The sequence below is a fragment of the Nocardioides pacificus genome, from assembly GCF_054775955.1.
In genome coordinates this window covers 489,681-507,346 of sequence record NZ_BAAHCI010000015.1, presented here as the reverse complement: position 1 = coordinate 507,346, position 17,666 = coordinate 489,681, and the positions used below count along the sequence as shown (strand labels likewise).

Here is a 17,666-nt window from a genome sequence, read left to right as displayed (position 1 = left end):
CCGCCGGCGCACAAGGCTGCGACACGGGCACGGCCTCGCCGGGGCTGGGCTAGATGCCGGGTCCGACGCCGGGTCGGGGCCGCGGACGCACGGGAGAGAGCAGGCACGGAAGAGGGCTCCTGGTGAGGACAGGTGACGATCCCAAGGGACCAAGTAAGGTGAACCTAACATTACTAAGGCAAGCCTTACCTAATGGTCCAGACGTTTCCTGACGTACTGTCAGAATCGTGCTGACGTCGTGTCAACATGGGATCGTCCCGATTCCCGCCCCACCCCGCCTCCGGAGCCGCGCATGAACGTCCTCGAGCCCGTCGTCCTCGACCGCCCCCTCTCCGTCGCCATGCGGGAGGGATCGCAGGCTCAGCACACGGCAGCGGAGAACGCTTCGTTCACCTCCGAGCTGCTCGAGGGCCGCATCAACGAGCAGGGCTACGTCGACTACCTGCTGTGCCTCACCGAGGTCTACGGCGCCTTGGAGGCCGTGGGCCGAGAGCTCGCCGGCGACCCGATCGCGGCCGCGGTCCTCGATCCCGACCTGGACCGCGCCGAGTCGCTCGCGAACGACCTCGCGTACTGGGCACACAGGCTGCCAAGCGACTCCGCAACTGCGTCCGCCAGCCCGTCCGCCAGCCCAGCCGCCGCGGCGTACGCCGAGCGGGTGGGCGCGTCAGCGACCTCGCCGCTGCGGTTCGTGGCGCACCACTACACGCGCTACCTCGGGGACCTGTCGGGCGGCCAGGTGATCGGCCGCATCCTCGACCGGACCTTCGACCTGCAGGGGTGCGGCGTCGCGTTCTACGACTTCGCGGCCATCGCCAAGCCCAAGCCCTACAAGGACCGCTACCGGGCGCGTCTTGATGCGCTGGACCTGAGCGTCGAGGAGCGCCAGGTGGTCGTCGACGAGGTGAAGGTAGCCTTCCGGCTCAACCAGGACCTCTTCGAGGAGCTGGGCCAGAACTTGGACGCCTACCGCCGCTGACCCCTCGCGGCACGAGAGGTCAGCGATGCGGATTCTCGTCACCGGAGCCGCCGGCAGCATCGGCCAGGTCGTGATGCCGGGCCTGTGCAACCACGGCCACGAGGTCGTCGGCCTCGACCTGCTTCCCGCCCCCGAGGGGTACGACGGGCAGTGGCACACCGTGGACGCGACCGACGCCGACGCCGTCGCGGCCGCGGTCGGCGCCCAGCCGCTCGACGCGGTGGTGCACCTGGCCGGGATCCCCGACGAGACCGACCTCCCCGGGGCACTGGCCAGCCACGTCGTGACGACCGCCGCCCTGCTCGATGCGATGCTCACCCACGGGGTCCCGCGGATCGTCTACGCCTCCTCCAACCACGCGGTGGGCCGCACCCCGCGCCGACCGGACACGGACCTGCTCGGTGTCGACGCCCGCCCCCGGCCGGACACGTTCTACGGCGTCGGCAAGGTGGCGGCCGAGGCACTGCTCAGCCTCTATGCGGACCGCTACGCCCTGGACGCCGTGGCGTGCCGGATCGGCTCGTTCCTGCCCCAGCCGGAGACGCGTCGCCAGCTGGCCACCTGGCTCTCGCACGACGACTGTGTGCGGATGGTCGACGCAGCCCTGACGACGCCCGCCCCCGGCTTCGCGGTGCTCTACGGCATCTCCGCCAACACCCGCGCCTGGTGGGACCTCGCGCCCGGTCGCGCGCTGGGCTACGAGCCGCGCGACGACGCCGAGGCCTTCGCCACCGCGATCGGGGAGACGCCCGACGACGCTGCGGAGGCGGCGTACGTCGGTGGGCCGTTCGCGGGGCAGGCTTTCTACCGCAGCGCGCTCCCGCTCGCTGAGTCCTGAGGGGCGAAAGCGTTGTAACTCGGCGCGAATAAGGTAAAGACTTCGCCGCGACGTACTGTCGGACCCACTCGCGCATGAGCGTCAACCGACCTCCACATGCGGAGCCCGCCCTGAGAGCAGGCCAGCATGTCGCCCCGCCCCCGCACGTCAGCCCTCCGCCCCTCTGCAGTGGGCACCGCCGCGGCCTCACTGGCCGCGTTGCTCGTCGGGGGCCTCGCCCTCGTCGCCGTGACGCCGGCCCACGCCGCCGATCCGATCGGGCTGGGCACCGCCCGCTCCTACGCGGTCCTCGCGGCCAGCAAGGTGGCGAACACCGGCGGGACCGTCGTCTCAGGGGATCTCGGGCTCACCGGCACCGACTTCACCGGGTTCCCCCCGGGTGTGGTCACCGACGGCACCACCCACATCACCGACGCGGAGGCCGCCCGCGCCGCTCTCGACGCGAACACCGGCTATCTGCAGGCGGCGGCCGCACCCACCGACAGCGACCTGACCGGCTCGGACCTCGGTGGGATGACCCTGACTCCGGGCGTCTACGAGGACACCTCGACCCTGCAGCTCACCGGCGCCCTGACCCTGGACGGGCAGGGCGACCCCGACGCGGTCTTCATCCTCAAGGCCGGATCCAGCCTCACCACGGCCCCCGGCGCCCGCGTCGTCCTGACCGGCGCCGCGTCACCGTGCAACGTCTTCTGGCAAGTCACGAGCTCAGCCACCCTCGACACCGACACCGAGTTCGTCGGCACGGTGATGGCGCTGGCGTCCATCACCGTGAACAACGGCGCCACCATCGAGGGGGCCGTGCTCGCGCTCAACGGCGCGGTCACGTTGGACGACAACGTGATCACCCAGCCCGGCTGCGCGGACCGGGTCGCCGCTCCGACGTCGAGCGCCACGCCCACAGCATCCCCCTCCCCGACTGCAGCCCCGACTGCAGCCCCGACCCGCCCGTCGGCCACCGAGACGATCACCCCGTCGAGCACTCCCAGTCCGGCCGCCACGGTCCCCGGGACCTCGTCGCACGGTGACGTCGTGGTCCCGAGCGGACACCCCGAGACCGGGCGCACCCCGTCCGCGCGTCGTACCCCCTGAGGTCCGCACGCGTCGCCGCGGCCGTCTCGATCGTGAGCGCGGCGGTGATCCTGGGCGGGTCGGCCGCGCTCACGGCCGCGCAGGACCGCGACCCCGCAGCGGGGCGCGCCGACGACTCGGCCGCCACACAGGTCACGACGGCCACCCTCGTCGACCCCCCGCCCCCGGCCTCATCCCAGGCCTCGTCCCCCGCCCGACCCCGGCACCTGCGGATCCCGGAGATCGGCGTGTCCACCCGACTGTTGAGCCTCGGCCTCAACGCCGACGACAGCGTCGAGGTGCCCAGCGACGAGCAGGCCCTCCTCGCCGGCTGGTACGACCAGGGCACGATCCCCGGGCAGCCCGGGTCCGCGGTGATCCTCGGGCACGTCGACTCCACCTCGGGCCCCGCTGTCTTCCACCGCCTGGCCGACCTGCGTACGGGCAGCGCGGTGGAGGTGGCGCTCGCCGACGGCTCGATGGCGCGCTTCCGGGTCACGCACGTCGAGACCTATGCCAACGCGGACTTCCCGGCACAGAGTGTCTATGCCGGCAGCCCCGGCCGGACGACACTCAACCTCGTGACCTGCGGAGGCGTGTACGACGCGCAGCGCGGCGGCTGGCAGAGCAACGTCGTCGCCTACACCGAGCTCGACACCACCCGCCCCTGACCCCCGTCCTGACTCCCGTCCCTCACCCCGGCCTTGAACCCGGCACGTCCGAGGCGTTCACTCGTCCCATGACCTCCCTCGGCATCCGCGTCCTCGGCTCCACCAGTCCCCTCACCGTCTCGACCCTCGGCCTCGGCTGCATGGGGATGTCGGAGTTCTACGGAGCCCGCGACGAGGCGGAGGCGATCACGACGATCCAGCGCGCGCTCGACCTGGGCGTCACGTTCCTCGACACCGCCGACATGTACGGCCCCTTCACCAACGAGATGCTCGTCGGCAAGGCCATCGCCGGGCGGCGCGACGGCGTCCAGCTCGCCACGAAGTTCGGCAATGAGCGGCTGCCCGATGGCACCCGGCTCGGCATCAACGGCCATCCCGACTATGTCCGCAGGGCCTGCGACGCCTCCCTGCAGCGTCTCGGCGTCGACCACATCGACCTCTACTACCAGCACCGCGTCGACAAGACCGTCCCCATCGAGGACACCGTGGGCGCGATGGCCGAGCTGGTGGCGGCCGGCAAGGTGCTCCACCTCGGCCTCTCCGAGGCGTCGGTCGACACCATCCGGCGAGCCCACGCCACCCACCCGATCACCGCGCTGCAGACCGAGTACTCCCTGTTCACCCGGGACCTCGAGGACGAGATCCTGCCCACGATCCGCGAGCTGGGGATCGGCCTGGTGCCCTACTCCCCGCTCGGCCGCGGCCTGCTCACCGGTGCGATCACCAACGAGGAGGCCCTGAGCGAGGACGACTCCCGTCGGACCGCCTACTTCCCGCGTTTCCAGGGCGAGGCGCTGGCCAGCAACCTCGGCCTCGTCGCGCGGATCACCGAGCTGGCGCAGGAGAAGGGCATCACACCCGGGCAGCTGGCCCTCGCCTGGGTGCTCGCCCAGGGCGACGACGTCGCGCCGATCCCCGGCACCAAGCGGGTCCGCTACCTCGAGGAGAACGCCGCCGCGGCGGACGTGACCCTGACCGCCGACGATCTCACCGCGCTCGAGACCGCCGTGCCGCGCGGGGCCGTCGCGGGAGCACGCTACGGCGACATGTCCTCCATCGACTCCTGAGCGGCCAGCCGCTGCCGGAGCCCCGCGAGGCACCCGGCCATCATCCGGTCGTGGTTCCAGCGCAGCACCGGGCGCGCGACGTACGACGCGGCTCCGAGCAGGCGGCCGGTGACCCGGACGTCCTGCTCGAAGTCGACGCGGGTCCCCCCACCCTGCCCCCCGTCGCCAGCCCCGGACTCCTCGGTGAGCCGGAAGCGCACCTCGCCCTCGAGGTCACCCGCGATCGTGGTCTCCAGGACCGGCGGCTCGCGGTGGACCGCGTGCAGCTGCAGCTCGAGGGTGTAGGGCAGCACCGAGCGGCACAGCACGAGCGCGTCGTCCGGGCCGAGCCCGGCGACGGCGACCACCTGCGGCCACCAGCGCGGATAGTGCTCGAGGTCGCTCAGGTGGCGCGCCACGGAGTCCACCGGGTGCGGGAGGTGCCAGGAGTCACGGAACGAGTAGGTCGCCACGCACACATCCTGCCGACCCCACCCACGCACGGGCGCAACGCGTCCTTCGTCACTGTCGGCGGGGTGCTCGCGGCGTACCGATGTGACGGCATCCGTCCAGGCGCTACCGTGCCGTCATGACCACTGTCGACGTCTCGAACCTGCTGGACCTCGCCCGCGCCTGGATCGCGGAGGACCCCGACGACCAGACCCGCACCGAGCTGGAGCAGGTCGTCGCGGCCGTCGAGGGGGGCGCTGACCCCGGCGACCTGGCGGACCGGTTCGCCGGCACGCTGGAGTTCGGCACCGCCGGGCTGCGCGGCGCGCTGGGTGCCGGCTCCAACCGGATGAACCGCGTCGTGGTGACCCGCGCGGCGGCCGGGCTCGCGACGTACCTGCTCGACAGCGGGGTGCCCACCGGCTCCAGCGTCGTCATCGGCTACGACGCCCGCCACAACTCCGACGTGTTCGCCCGTGACACCGCCGAGGTGATGGCCGGTGCCGGGCTGCGGGCCCTCGTGCTGCCCCGTCCGCTCCCGACGCCGCTGGTGGCCTACGGCATCCGCGAGCTCGGTGCTGTGGCGGGCGTGATGGTGACCGCCAGCCACAACCCGCCGCAGGACAACGGCTACAAGGTCTACCTCGGTGACGGCTGCCAGATCGTGCCGCCGGCCGACGAGGAGATCGCGGCACGGATCGCAGCGGTCGGCCCGCTGGCCCAGATCCCCCGCGGCACCTCCGGCGAGATCCTCGACGAGCAGCTCGTCGACCGCTACCTCGACACCGTCGCCGGGCTGGCCGGTGACGGCCCCCGCGACCTCGAGATCGTCTACACGCCGCTTCACGGCGTCGGTGGGACCTCGGTCGTCCAGGTGCTGGAGACGGCCGGCTTCAAGGCTCCCCACGTCGTGCCCGAGCAGGAGCAGCCCGACGCCGACTTCCCGACCGTCGCGTTCCCCAACCCCGAGGAGCCGGGCGCGATGGACCTGGCTCTCGCCCTGGCCGCGAGCACCGGCGCCGACCTCGTGGTCGCCAACGACCCCGACGCCGACCGCTGCGCCGCGGCCGTGCCCGGGCCCCAGGGCTGGCGGATGCTGCGCGGCGACGAGGTGGGCGCACTGCTCGCCAAGCACCTGCTCGACAGCGGCAAGGCCGGCGTCTACGCGGCCTCCATCGTGTCGTCGTCACTGCTCGGCCGGATGGCGGCGGCAGCGGGACAGCCCTACACCGAGACGCTGACCGGCTTCAAGTGGATCGGTCGCCTCGACGGACTGGCCTTCGGCTACGAGGAGGCGCTGGGCTACTGCGTCGACCCCGAGCACGTGAAGGACAAGGACGGGGTCTCGGCGCTGCTGCTGCTGTGCGAGCTCGCCGCCTCGGTCAAGGCGCAGGGCCGCACCCTCACCGACGTGCTCGACGACATCGCCATCGAGCACGGCCTGCACGCGACGGACCAGCTCTCGGTCCGGGTCGCCGACCTCGCGATCATCGGGCAGGCGATGCAGCGGCTGCGCGCCACGCCCCCCACCTCGCTGGGCGGCCTGGCCGTCGAGCGGATCGACGACCTCTCGCTGGGCTCCCCGGAGCTCCCGCCCACCGACGGCCTGCGCTACCGGCTCGCCGAGGGTGCTCGGGTGATCGTCCGGCCCAGCGGCACCGAGCCCAAGATCAAGTGCTACCTCGAGGTCGTCGTCCCGGTGGAGGACTCCTCGGCTGGTTCCGTGGACGCTGCGCGGATCGCCGCCGCGGGCCGCCTCGACGCCGTCCGCAACGACATCAAGGCGGCCGCGGGACTGTGATGGGACTGTGACCGCTGGGGGCGGCGGAGAATCGGTGCCGGCGAGGCCGGCGACCTATGCTGGATCGGTGACGAGCACCCCAAGCGCTGCCCCTCCGGTCGCCCCCTCGACCACACCCTCGGCTGCACCGTCGGGAGCGGACTTCTCGGACATCACCGGCTCCGAGTCCTCGCTGCGCCGCTTCCTGCACGGCCTGCCAGGTGTCGACCAGGTCGGCGCGGACGCCCGCGCGGCCACCCTCGGCTCGCGGTCGATCAAGGCCGACTCGAAGGCCTATGCCCTCGACCTCGCGATCCGGATGGTCGACCTGACCACGCTCGAGGGGCAGGACACCCCCGGCAAGGTCCGGGCGCTGGCCGCGAAGGCGCTGCGGCCCGACCCCGCCGACCCGACCTGCCCGCGCACCGCGGCGGTCTGCGTCTATCCCGACATGGTCGCGCACGCGAAAGACGTCGTCGGCGACCTGGTCAACGTGGCCGCGGTGGCGACGGCGTTCCCGAGCGGGCGCGCCGCTCTCGACATCAAGCTGGCCGACACCCAGGACGCCGTCGAGGCGGGTGCCGACGAGATCGACATGGTCATCGACCGTGGCGCGTTCCTCCGCGGTCGCTACCTCGACGTCTACGACGAGATCGTCGCGGTCAAGCAGGCCTGCGGCGACGCCCACCTCAAGGTGATCTTCGAGACCGGCGAGCTGCAGACCTACGACAACGTACGACGCGCCTCGTGGCTGGCGATGATGGCCGGCGCGCACTTCATCAAGACCTCGACCGGCAAGGTGCAGCCGGCCGCGACCCTGCCGGTCACGATGATCATGCTGCAGGCGGTGCGCGACTTCCGCGACGCCACCGGGCAGATGGTCGGGGTGAAGCCCGCCGGCGGGATCAAGACCGCCAAGGACGCCATCAAGTACCTCGTGACCGTCAACGAGGTCGCCGGCGACGACTGGCTCGACCCGCACTGGTTCCGCTTCGGCGCCTCGAGCCTGCTCAACGAGCTGCTGATGCAGCGGACCAAGATCAGGACCGGCCGCTACTCCGGCCCCGACTACTTCACGCTGGACTGAGGACGATGACCTTCGAGTACGCACCCGCCCCCGAGTCGCGCAGCATCGTCGACATCCAGGAGTCCTACGGACTCTTCGTCGACGGCGTGTTCGGCGATGGCAACGGCACGCCGTTCAAGACGATCAACCCCGCGACCGAGGAGGTCCTGGCCGAGGTGGCCGAGGCCGACGCGGCCGACGTGGACCGCGCTGTCCAGGCGGCTCGGCGCGCCTACGACCGGGTCTGGTCGAAGCTGCCCGGCCGCGAGCGCGCCAAGTACCTCTACCGGATCGCCCGACTGATCCAGGAGCGCAGCCGCGAGCTCGCCGTCCTCGAGACGCTCGACAACGGCAAGCCGATCCGCGAGGCCCGCGACGTCGACGTACCGACCGCTGCCGCGCACTTCTTCTACTACGCGGGCTGGGCCGACAAGCTGGAGTACGCCGGCTACGGGAGCAACCCGAGCCCGATCGGCGTGGCGGCCCAGGTCATCCCGTGGAACTTCCCGATGCTGATGCTGGCCTGGAAGGTCGCGCCGGCTCTGGCAGCGGGCAACACGGTCGTGCTCAAGCCGGCCGAGACCACCCCGCTGACGGCACTGCTCTTCGCGGAGATCTGCCAGCAGGCCGACCTCCCGCCCGGTGTCGTCAACATCGTCACCGGCGCCGGCGAGACCGGACGTGCCCTGGTCGCCCACCCGGACGTCGACAAGGTCGCCTTCACCGGCTCCACCGACGTGGGCCGCGAGATCGCCAAGGCGGTCGCCGGCTCGCGCAAGCGGGTCACCCTCGAGCTCGGGGGCAAGGCCGCCAACATCGTCTTCGACGACGCTCCCATCGACGAGGCCATCGAGGGCATCGTCAACGGCATCTTCTTCAACCAGGGCCACGTGTGCTGCGCGGGCTCGCGCCTGCTGGTGCAGGAGTCGGTGGCCGAGGACGTCCTCGACCGGCTCAAGCGCCGGATGGGCACGCTGCGCGTCGGTGACCCGCTCGACAAGAACACCGACGTCGGCGCGATCAACTCCGCCGAGCAGCTGGCCCGCATCCACGAGCTCTCCGACATCGGCGAGACCGAGGGCGCCGGCCGCTGGTCGCCCGCCTGCGAGCTGCCCGACCGGGGCTTCTGGTTCCCCCCGACGCTGTTCACCGGCGTCACCCAGGCCCACCGCATCGCCCGCGACGAGATCTTCGGCCCCGTGCTGTCGGTGCTGACGTTCCGCACCCCGGCCGAGGCGGTCGAGAAGGCCAACAACACGCCCTTCGGTCTCTCCGCCGGCGTCTGGACCGACAAGGGCTCGCGGATGCTGTGGATGGCCGACAAGCTGCGCGCCGGCGTGGTGTGGGCCAACACGTTCAACAAGTTCGACCCGACCAGCCCCTTCGGCGGCTACAAGGAATCGGGATACGGCCGCGAAGGTGGCCGCCACGGCCTGGAGGGGTACCTCAAGTGATGGCGAAGCGCGACAGCTCGGACAGCACGCGGATCGATGTCCGCAAGACCTGGAAGCTCTACATCGGCGGGGCCTTCCCCCGTTCGGAGTCGGGCTACTCCTACGTCGTCAACGACGCAGAGGGGAACTTCGTGGCCAACGCCTCCCTGGCGTCACGCAAGGACGGCCGGGACGCCGTGGTGGCGGCCCGCAAGGCGTTCGGCGGCTGGTCCGGCCGCACGGCCTACAACCGCGCGCAGATCCTCTACCGCGTCGCCGAGGTGATGGAGGACCGCCGCCCGCAGTTCGTCCACGCGGTGCGCCAGGCCGAGGGGCTGAAGGAGGCCGCAGCCGAGGCGGTCGTCGACCAGGCCATCGACCGGCTGGTCTGGTACGCCGGCTGGGCCGACAAGATCGGCCAGGTCGTCGGCAGCGCCAACCCCGTCGCCGGCCCCTACTTCAACCTCTCCAGCCCCGAGCCGACCGGCGTGGTCGCCGTGCTGGCGCCGCAGCGCTCGTCCCTGCTGGGCCTGATCAGCGTCCTCGCGCCGGTCATCGTCACCGGCAACACGGCCGTGGTCATCTCCTCCCACGAGCGCCCGCTGCCCGCGGTCACGCTCGCCGAGGTGCTGGCCACCTCGGACGTGCCCGGCGGGGTCGTCAACCTGCTCACCGGCTCGGCCGCCACGATCGCCCCGTGGCTGGCCGCGCACATGGACGTCAACGCGATCGACCTCACCGGTGTCGCCGGTGACGCCGAGCTCGCGACCTCCCTCGAGGTCGCGGCCGCCGAGAACCTCAAGCGGGTACGACGCGCGCCCGACGCCGAGCCGGACTGGAGCGCCGCGCCGGAGCTGTCCGCGATGACGGACTTCCTGGAGATCAAGACGGTCTGGCACCCGATCGGGACCTGAACCCGGTTTGTCCGCCCTCGGGGGCGGGTAGGCCTCGGCACACGACCGGGTGTGCAGACGAGGGGACCGATGACCGACTACAGCCAGCTCGAGGACCAGCTCGACAAGGTCGGCGAGGCGGCCGTCGAGGCCGCCATGCACTTCCTGGGGTTCCGCGAGGGATCCTGCGCGGAGGGCGAGTTCCGCAGCACCGTCAACCTGACGCTGCCCGAGGGCGGCGGCTTCAACCCGGTGGACATGATCGTCACCTATCCGGGAGGTGACTGGTACGCCACCGACGGCTACAACAAGGTGCCCTTCGAGCAGACCAGCTGGGCCGGCTCCTTCAGCCCCCCGTTCGTGGCCCGGCCGGTCTACAACATGTGGCGCGGCGGCGTCACGGCGGCCTTCGCCAACTGGAAGGACCTCCCCCACCCGCGGGAGTTCAACGCGCCGATCGAGACGATCCGGTCGGTCGCCAAGAGCCTCAACGCCGGCGGCGCCTCGATCAACGGCGCGGGCGAGGAGATCGAGATCGACGGCGGGGACCTGGTCCTCGACGGCTACATCAGCTACATCGGGCGCGAGCTGGCGCAGTTCAACGGCACCATGATCGACACCTTCGACGCCAACTACGCCAGCCGGGTGCGTCCGACGGTGGCCGGCCAGCACGTGCTCACCTGCGTGCTCGGGACCATGTTGGCCGGGGAGCAGGAGGCGTGGAAGCGCACCCGCCAGGACGTGATCGACCTGGCCGTGCAGGCCGAGGCCGCCTTCAAGGGCCTCAAGACCCGACAGTCCGCCGACTGGAAGCAGGTGCTGCAGGTGGCGGGCACCGTCGCGGCGGCGGCCAGCCTCTTCGCGACCGGCGGGGCCGCAGCCCCGGCCATCGGCGCGGCTCGGACCGTGCTCACGATCGTGACGGGCTTCGTCCCGGACGCGCCCGACAAGGCCGAGGCCGAGCTGTCGGGGAGCACCCCTGGCGACGTGCTCGAGTCCATCCGCGACAGCCTGCGCACCTTGAACACCGCCCTGTTCGACCAGGAGGACGCCTTCCACCAGTGCGGCAAGCGCGCCCTGGACGCCATCGAGGCCAACCGGCAGTACTTCGACATCGCTACTCCCACGGACTTCCTGGAGAACAACGGCGGGGAGTACTTCAAGGCTGGGGAGAACCTCACGGTCCTGATGCCGCACCTGCGCCAGATCGCCGCCCGCTTCGACCTGATCGCGCAGGCGCAGTCCGATGCCGCCGCGTCGCTGGAGGCCGCCGACGGCAGTGGCAAGTGGACGCGCTGGTCGAGCCTCGGCTACAGCTACAACGGTCACTACGACTCCTGGAAGGATCTCTACACCGCGCTCGACGACGCACTGTCGGGCTCCGCGAAGGAGATGCGCGACGTGGCGGAGCGGCTGGTGCTGGTCTCCTATGACTTCGAGGCCACCGAGGAGCAGATCGAGGCCGCCATCCGGCAGGCCACCGAGCAGGTCAGGGACGCCCAGCCGGAGTACTGAGCGGTCATCCCCCTCCCCGGGGTCCGGAACCCCTGCGGCAGAATGGCCCGGTGCGCGCTCGAGTGATCGTCCTGGCCGGGCCCTCGGGCTCCGGCAAGTCGCGGCTCGCCGAGCGGCTCGGGCTCCCCGTCCTCCGGCTGGACGACTTCTACCGCGACGGCAGCGACGCACACCTCCCTCGCATCGAGCACGGCGCGAACGCCGGGATGGTCGACTGGGACGACCCGGCGTCCTGGCTGCACGACGACGCGCTCGAGACCCTCGAGACGCTCTGCCGCGAGCAGCGCGCCGAGGTGCCGATCTATGAGATCGCCCAGGACGGTCGCTGCGGCTCACGCCCCCTGGACCTCGGCGGGCACCGTCTCTTCGTCGCGGAGGGGATCTTCGCCCAGGAGATCGTCCCGGCCGCCCGGACACGCGGCCTCGTCGCCGCGGCGTACTGCGTCCACCACCACCCCCTGGTGACGTTCTGGCGCCGGCTCACCCGCGACCTGCGCGAGCACCGCAAGCCTCCCCTTGTCCTCGTACGACGGGGCATGGCGCTGATGCGCGACCAGCGCCGGGTGGTCGAGCACGCCGTGGAGCTGGGCTGCACGCCGATGCGGCCGCACGACGCCTACGACGCCATCCAGTCGCTCGTCCACGCCTGAGCCTCCCGTGGACCCCGCCGTGCCCTTCCCCGCAGGTCTGGTCCAGCCCGACCAGACGACCTGCGGTCCGGCCGTCGCGGTCACTGCGCGGATGCTCCTGGAGCCGGCCTATCGGGCGTGGGTCGCGCAGGGCACTCCCCCGGCCTCCCGGTTCGTCCACGAGGTCGCGTCCACGCACGCACGGCTGGCGTCGTGGCTGGGGCCGGACGGCCGGCCCCAGCTGCCGTGGCCCCGGGCGCTCGGCACGGCCCCGTGGGCCCTGGCCCGGTTGCTGACCGCGCACGGCGCCCAGCCGCGATCGTCGTACGGCGTGCGGCCGGTGTGGCCCACCCGGCGCGGCCGCTCGCGTGCCTTCGACCGGCTGGTGGCCACGCTCGTCGCCGGGGCGCCCGCGCCGCTCTTCGTCGGCAACAGCCGGTCCCCGCGCCACGTCGTACTCGTGGTCGGCGCGGAGCCCGGGCGGCTGCGCTGCTACGACCCGGCCCGGGGGCGGCCCGTCGACGTGCTGCGGAGCGCCTTCGTCGACGGGCCCCTGAAGGTCTCGGGCTGGGCCGTCCCCTGGCTGGTGGTCGTCCCGGTCAGGACGGGTCGGCGTACCACGGCTTGATGACGCCGTCGATGATCGCCAGCCGCTCGTCGAAGGGCAGGAACGCCGACTTCATCGCGTTGATCGTGAACCAGCGCAGGTCGTGCAGCGTGTAGCCGAACGCCTCGACCAGGGACCACATCTCGGCCGTCATCGAGGTGCCGCTCATCAGGCGGTTGTCGGTGTTGACCGTGACCCGGAAGCGCAGCTCGCTCAGCAGCCCGATCGGGTGCTCGGCGATGGAGGCGGCGGCCCCGGTCTGCACGTTGGAGGCCGGGCACATCTCCAGCGGGATCCGCTTGTCGCGCACGTAGGCCGCCAGCTTGCCCAGCTCGACCGTGCCGTCGTCGTGCACCGTGATGTCGTCGATGATCCGCACGCCGTGGCCGAGCCGGTCGGCGCCGCACCACTGGATGGCCTCCCAGATCGACGGCAGCCCGAAGGCCTCGCCGGCGTGGATGGTGAAGTGGGAGTTCTCGCGCTGGAGGTACTCGAACGCGTCGAGGTGACGGGTGGGCGGGTAGCCCGCCTCCGCTCCGGCGATGTCGAAGCCCGCGACGCCGCGGTCGCGCCAGGCCACGGCCAGCTCGGCGATCTCGCGCGAGCGGGCCTGGTGGCGCATGGCCGTGAGCAGCTGGCGCACCACGATGCGGGAGTCGGCGGCGGTGGCCTCGTCGAAGCCGCGCTGCACGGCGCCCACCACCTCGTCCAGGCTGAGCCCACCGGTGACGTGCTGCTCGGGCGCATAGCGGATCTCGGCGTAGACGACGCCGTCCGCAGCGAGGTCCTCGACGCTCTCGCGGGCCACGCGGGTCAGCGCGTCGGCTGTCTGCATGACCGCGACAGTGTGGTCGAACGTCTCCAGGTAGCGGGGCAGCGAGCCGGAGTCCGCCGACTCCACGAACCAACGCCCCAGGGAGTCCGCGTCGGGCGCGGGCAGCTCGTGCCCGATCTCCGCGGCCAGCTCGATGATCGTCGACGGACGCAGCCCGCCGTCGAGGTGATCGTGCAGCAGCACCTTGGGCGCGCGGTGGACCTGGTCCCGGGTCACAGGCGTGGCGGCGGTAGGTTCGGCGAGGGAGTCGGACGTCGTTGTCATGGGCGTCATTCTCCCACCCGACCATCACAGCCGCAGAACCAAGGGAGCAGACGAATGCGCGTGTTCACCACCCTCGACGAGGTCGCCGCCGCGGTCGGCGAAGAGCTCGGCACCAGCGAGTGGGTTGAGATCGACCAGGAGCGGGTCAACCAGTTCGCCGAGGCCACCGGGGACCACCAGTGGATCCACGTCGACGTCGAGCGCTCCAAGGACGGCCCCTTCGGCGGCACCATCGCGCACGGCTACCTGACGCTCTCGCTGGTGCCGTGGCTCGGCAGCCAGGTGTTCAGCCTGGACACGCCGGGAGCGAAGCTCAACTACGGCGTCAACAAGGTCCGCTTCCCCAACCCCGTCCGGGTCGGATCGCGCGTGCGTGCCACCGTGTCGGTCGGCGAGGTCACCGACCTCCCGGCGGGCAAGCAGCTGACGCTGAAGTACGTCGTGGAGATCGAGAACGAGTCCAAGCCCGCCTGCGTCGCCGAGACCGTCGTACTCCTGCTGCCCTGAGCGCCCGCCCCCCATGTAACGCGGGGTTATGCCGTCCACCACAGCGAAATAGCGCTGCGGCAGTTCGGATAACCCCGCGTTACATGGGCGGGGGCGGCGATCAGGAGATGCGGTCGATCAGCAGCGGCTGCGCCTGGTACGACGCGCGTTCGCCGATGTCGTAGCCGCCCTCGAGGCTGGCCAGGGCCCGCTCGAAGCGCTCGGGCTCGTCGGTCAGCAGAGTGAACAGCGGGGCCCCCGCGACGACCTCGTCGCCGGGGCGCGCGTGCCAGATGACGCCGGCGCCGTCCTGGACCGGGTCCTCCTTCCGGGCGCGACCTGCGCCGAGGCGCCAGGCGGCCATCCCGACGGCCATCGCGTCCAGTCGGGTGAGCACGCCGGTGCTGGGCGCGGTGACGACGTGCGACTCGCGCGCCGTGGCCATGGGGGCCTCGGGATCGCCGCCCTGGGCGCGGATCATCGCCTTCCAGGCGTCCATCGCCGAGCCGTCGGCGAGCTTGTCGGCGGGGTCGATGCCGGTGACGCCCGCACCGGCGAGCATCTCCCGGGCCAGTGCCAGCGTGAGCTCGACGACGTCGGCCGGGCCGCCACCGGCGAGCACCTCGACCGACTCCGCGACCTCGATCGCGTTGCCGGCGGTGAGCCCCAGCGGGGTCGACATGTCGGTCAGCAGCGCGACCGTGTGCACGCCCGCGTCCTTGCCGAGCGCGACCATCGTCTCGGCGAGCTCGCGAGCCCGGTCGAGGTCCTTCATGAAGGCGCCCGTGCCGACCTTGACGTCGAGGACCAGCGAGCCGGTGCCCTCCGCGATCTTCTTGCTCATGATCGACGAGGCGATGAGCGGGATGGCCTCGACGGTGCCGGTCACGTCACGCAGGGCGTAGAGCTTCTTGTCGGCGGGAGCCAGTCCGTCGCCGGCCGCGCAGATGACCGCACCCACGGACTCGAGCTGCGCCATCATCTCCTCGTTGGAGAGCAGCGCGCGCCAGCCCGGGATCGACTCGAGCTTGTCGAGGGTGCCGCCGGTGTGGCCCAGCCCGCGCCCGGACAGCTGCGGGACAGCCACGCCGCAGGCGGCGACGAGCGGGGCCAGCGGCAGCGTGATCTTGTCGCCGACGCCGCCCGTCGAGTGCTTGTCGGAGGTGGGGCGCGAGAGGGCAGAGAAGTCCATCCGCTCCCCCGAGGCGATCATCGCGGCGGTCCAGCGGGAGATCTCGCGCCGGTTCATGCCGTTGAGGAGGATCGCCATGGCCAGCGACGACATCTGCTCGTCAGCGACCGCTCCGCGCGTGTACGCGTCCACCACCCAGTCGATCTGGCTGTCACTCAGCTCGGCCCCGTCGCGCTTGGCGACGATGACCTCCACGGCGTCGTGCTGCGCCATTGCAGCCGTCCTTCCCTCGGGCGCCCCTCGGCGCCATGTCGTCGGTCCCCCTGCGGGACCCATTGAATCGTGCAGGACTCAGCCGCTGACCGGCACCCGGTGGTAGCCGCGCAGCACGAACGTGCCACGCGACTCGGGCTCGCCCGCCAGCCGCAGGTCGGGGAACCGCTCCCACAGCGCGGCGACCGACTCGGCCAGCTCCATGCGTGCCAGCGGCGCTCCCAGGCAGAAGTGCACGCCCACACCGAACGCGAGGTGCGGGTTGGGGTCGCGCGCGACGTCGAACTCGTCGGGATCCGCGAAGGCGGCCGGGTCGCGGTTGGCGGCACCGAGCAGGGCGGCGATCTTCTCGCCCTCGCGGACGACGACACCCCCGACCTCGACGTCCTCGGTCGCCGTCCGCTCGAAGAGCTGCAGCGCCGAGTCGAAGCGCAGCATCTCCTCGACGGTCAGCGGTACGTCGGGACCGGGGCGCAGCCCGCGTCGCAGCATCGCGGTGAGCCCGTTCCCGAACACGTTCACCGAGGCCTCGTGGCCGGCGTTGAGCAGCAGCACGGCCGCCGCCACGACCTCGTCGGAGGTGAGCTCGGTCCCGACCAGGTCGCTGATCAGGTCGTCGGTGGGGTGGGCCCGCCGCTCGTCGGCCAGCTCGCGCACCAGGCCCGCGAAGTCCACCGACGCCGCGACGGCCGCGTCGACCACGCTCTGCGGCGGCGCCGCCTCATACATCCGCACGATCGCCTGCGACCAGTCGCGCAGCGACGGCGAGTAGGAGCGCGGGACGCCCAGCAGGTCCGCGATGACGAGCACCGGCAGCGGCTCGGCATAGTCGCCCACGACGTCGAACGACGTCGCGTCGACCTCGTCGAGCAGCTCGGTGGCCAGCTCCCGCACCCGCGGGCGCAGCCGCTCCACGTGTCCCCGGCTGAAGACGCGCGCCACGGGACGACGCAGCCGGGTGTGCTCCGGCGGCTCGTTCTCCATCATCTGGTTGCGGTGGAGCAGGTTGAACGGCTCCAGCACGTCGGTCGGCTGGCGGTCCTGCCACAGCCGCCCCAGCCGCCGGTCGCGCTGGACGGCGCTCGTCGCGGCGTGGCTGAACGTCACGTAGCGCTGCGTCGGCTCGTGCCACGCCACCTCGTGGCGCGCACGCTCCTGAGCGAAGAAGGGATAGGGATCGGCCACCACCTCGGGCGAGCTCAGGTCGAGGTGCGTGGTGGGTGAGTCAGTGGGGGTCAGCAACGGTGTTCAGGTCCTCAGGTCCGAAGGCGTCGGGCAGCACCTCGTCCATGCGGCGCAGACCGGAGACGGTCCACAGCAGCAGGCTGGGGCCGCCGTTCTCGAAGAGCAGCTGGCGACAGCGGCCGCACGGCATGATGACCTCGCCGCGGCCGTCCACGCACACGAAGTGCGTCAGCCGTCCGCCGCCCGTGATGTGGAGCTGCGAGACCAGCCCGCACTCCGCGCACAGTCCCACGCCGTACGACGCGTTCTCGACGTTGCAGCCCGTGACCACGCGGCCGTCGTCGACGCGGGCGGCAGCCCCGACCGCGTAGTGCGAGTAGGGGATGTAGGCCCGGCTGGCAGCCTCGACCGCGAGCGTCTTGAGCGCCTCCCAGTCGAAGTCGCCGACGGGACCGCCGTGGGGGCCGTCCGGGCCGGCCGCAGCCGGCCCGGACGTCTCGTGGGCAGCCATGG

Annotated in this window: 18 protein-coding genes; 13 read left to right on the top strand and 5 right to left on the bottom strand. The window is 71.8% G+C overall.

Annotation, left to right across the window (positions count from 1 at the left end; all coding sequences use genetic code 11):
* Positions 1-292: 292 nt before the first annotated feature.
* The 5 genes from ACYU7L_RS20910 to ACYU7L_RS20890 all read left to right on the top strand — a co-directional run bounded on the left by ACYU7L_RS20910 (position 293) and on the right by ACYU7L_RS20890 (position 4,626).
* Entirely contained in the window at positions 293-979 is a 687-nt protein-coding gene (locus tag ACYU7L_RS20910) for a biliverdin-producing heme oxygenase (RefSeq protein WP_460800615.1), read from the top strand.
* 25 nt (positions 980-1,004) lie between these two features.
* A complete protein-coding gene (locus ACYU7L_RS20905; protein ID WP_460800613.1) occupies positions 1,005-1,817 on the top strand; it encodes an NAD-dependent epimerase/dehydratase family protein in 813 nt (270 codons plus the stop codon).
* A 126-nt stretch (positions 1,818-1,943) separates the two neighbouring features.
* Positions 1,944-2,909 carry an ice-binding family protein gene (locus ACYU7L_RS20900; RefSeq protein WP_460800611.1) on the top strand — a complete coding sequence of 322 codons (966 nt, stop codon included), beginning with the start codon at positions 1,944-1,946 and terminating at the stop codon, positions 2,907-2,909.
* Positions 2,910-2,941: 32 nt separating this feature from the next.
* Positions 2,942-3,559: a class F sortase gene (locus ACYU7L_RS20895; protein WP_460800609.1), complete on the top strand. Its 618-nt coding sequence runs from the start codon at positions 2,942-2,944 to the stop codon at positions 3,557-3,559.
* A 68-nt stretch (positions 3,560-3,627) separates the two neighbouring features.
* Positions 3,628-4,626: an aldo/keto reductase gene (locus ACYU7L_RS20890; RefSeq protein WP_460800607.1), complete on the top strand. Its 999-nt coding sequence runs from the start codon at positions 3,628-3,630 to the stop codon at positions 4,624-4,626.
* Here ACYU7L_RS20890 and ACYU7L_RS20885 read toward each other — a convergent pair.
* Positions 4,596-5,078, bottom strand: coding sequence for an SRPBCC family protein (locus ACYU7L_RS20885; protein WP_460800605.1), 483 nt, complete (start codon positions 5,076-5,078; stop codon positions 4,596-4,598). The genes ACYU7L_RS20890 and ACYU7L_RS20885 overlap by 31 nt on opposite strands.
* Before the next feature lie 116 nt (positions 5,079-5,194).
* Between ACYU7L_RS20885 and ACYU7L_RS20880 the strand changes: the two genes are divergently transcribed.
* The 7 genes from ACYU7L_RS20880 (at position 5,195) to ACYU7L_RS20850 (ending at position 12,999) form a co-directional block, all read left to right on the top strand.
* Positions 5,195-6,856, top strand: a complete 1,662-nt coding sequence (locus tag ACYU7L_RS20880) for a phospho-sugar mutase (RefSeq protein ID WP_460800602.1) — start codon at positions 5,195-5,197, stop codon at positions 6,854-6,856.
* A 67-nt stretch (positions 6,857-6,923) separates the two neighbouring features.
* On the top strand, positions 6,924-7,922 hold the full coding sequence (gene deoC, locus ACYU7L_RS20875; protein ID WP_460800600.1) for a deoxyribose-phosphate aldolase: 999 nt from the start codon (positions 6,924-6,926) through the stop codon (positions 7,920-7,922).
* A 5-nt stretch (positions 7,923-7,927) separates the two neighbouring features.
* Complete coding sequence (locus tag ACYU7L_RS20870) at positions 7,928-9,355, top strand: aldehyde dehydrogenase family protein (RefSeq protein WP_460800598.1); 1,428 nt, start codon at positions 7,928-7,930, stop codon at positions 9,353-9,355.
* Complete coding sequence (locus ACYU7L_RS20865) at positions 9,355-10,248, top strand: aldehyde dehydrogenase family protein (RefSeq protein ID WP_460800596.1); 894 nt, start codon at positions 9,355-9,357, stop codon at positions 10,246-10,248. The genes ACYU7L_RS20870 and ACYU7L_RS20865 overlap by 1 nt, the downstream gene beginning before the upstream one ends.
* A gap of 69 nt (positions 10,249-10,317) precedes the next feature.
* Positions 10,318-11,742 (top strand): hypothetical protein, encoded by a 1,425-nt coding sequence (locus ACYU7L_RS20860; protein WP_460800594.1) that lies wholly within the window; start codon positions 10,318-10,320, stop codon positions 11,740-11,742.
* A gap of 50 nt (positions 11,743-11,792) precedes the next feature.
* Entirely contained in the window at positions 11,793-12,392 is a 600-nt protein-coding gene (locus tag ACYU7L_RS20855) for a uridine kinase family protein (protein ID WP_460800591.1), read from the top strand.
* A 19-nt stretch (positions 12,393-12,411) separates the two neighbouring features.
* On the top strand, positions 12,412-12,999 hold the full coding sequence (locus ACYU7L_RS20850; protein ID WP_460800587.1) for a hypothetical protein: 588 nt from the start codon (positions 12,412-12,414) through the stop codon (positions 12,997-12,999).
* Here ACYU7L_RS20850 and ACYU7L_RS20845 read toward each other — a convergent pair.
* Complete coding sequence (locus ACYU7L_RS20845) at positions 12,971-14,077, bottom strand: adenosine deaminase (RefSeq protein WP_460800584.1); 1,107 nt, start codon at positions 14,075-14,077, stop codon at positions 12,971-12,973. The genes ACYU7L_RS20850 and ACYU7L_RS20845 overlap by 29 nt on opposite strands.
* 54 nt (positions 14,078-14,131) lie before the next feature.
* Here ACYU7L_RS20845 and ACYU7L_RS20840 point away from each other — a divergent pair, with 54 nt between their 5' ends.
* Positions 14,132-14,584, top strand: coding sequence for a MaoC family dehydratase (locus ACYU7L_RS20840; protein WP_460800580.1), 453 nt, complete (start codon positions 14,132-14,134; stop codon positions 14,582-14,584).
* Positions 14,585-14,684: 100 nt separating this feature from the next.
* On the opposite strand, the gene ACYU7L_RS20835 is transcribed toward ACYU7L_RS20840, so the two are convergent.
* From ACYU7L_RS20835 to ACYU7L_RS20825, 3 genes are all read right to left on the bottom strand, one after another.
* The gene (locus ACYU7L_RS20835) at positions 14,685-15,968 is read right to left on the bottom strand and encodes a thymidine phosphorylase (protein WP_460800577.1); all 1,284 of its coding nucleotides are present in this window, start codon (positions 15,966-15,968) and stop codon (positions 14,685-14,687) included.
* 78 nt (positions 15,969-16,046) lie between these two features.
* Positions 16,047-17,210 carry a cytochrome P450 gene (locus ACYU7L_RS20830; protein WP_460800575.1) on the bottom strand — a complete coding sequence of 388 codons (1,164 nt, stop codon included), beginning with the start codon at positions 17,208-17,210 and terminating at the stop codon, positions 16,047-16,049.
* A complete protein-coding gene (locus tag ACYU7L_RS20825) occupies positions 17,194-17,664 on the bottom strand; it encodes a cytidine deaminase (protein WP_460800571.1) in 471 nt (156 codons plus the stop codon). The genes ACYU7L_RS20830 and ACYU7L_RS20825 overlap by 17 nt, the downstream gene beginning before the upstream one ends.
* Between the last annotated feature and the right edge of the window lie 2 nt (positions 17,665-17,666).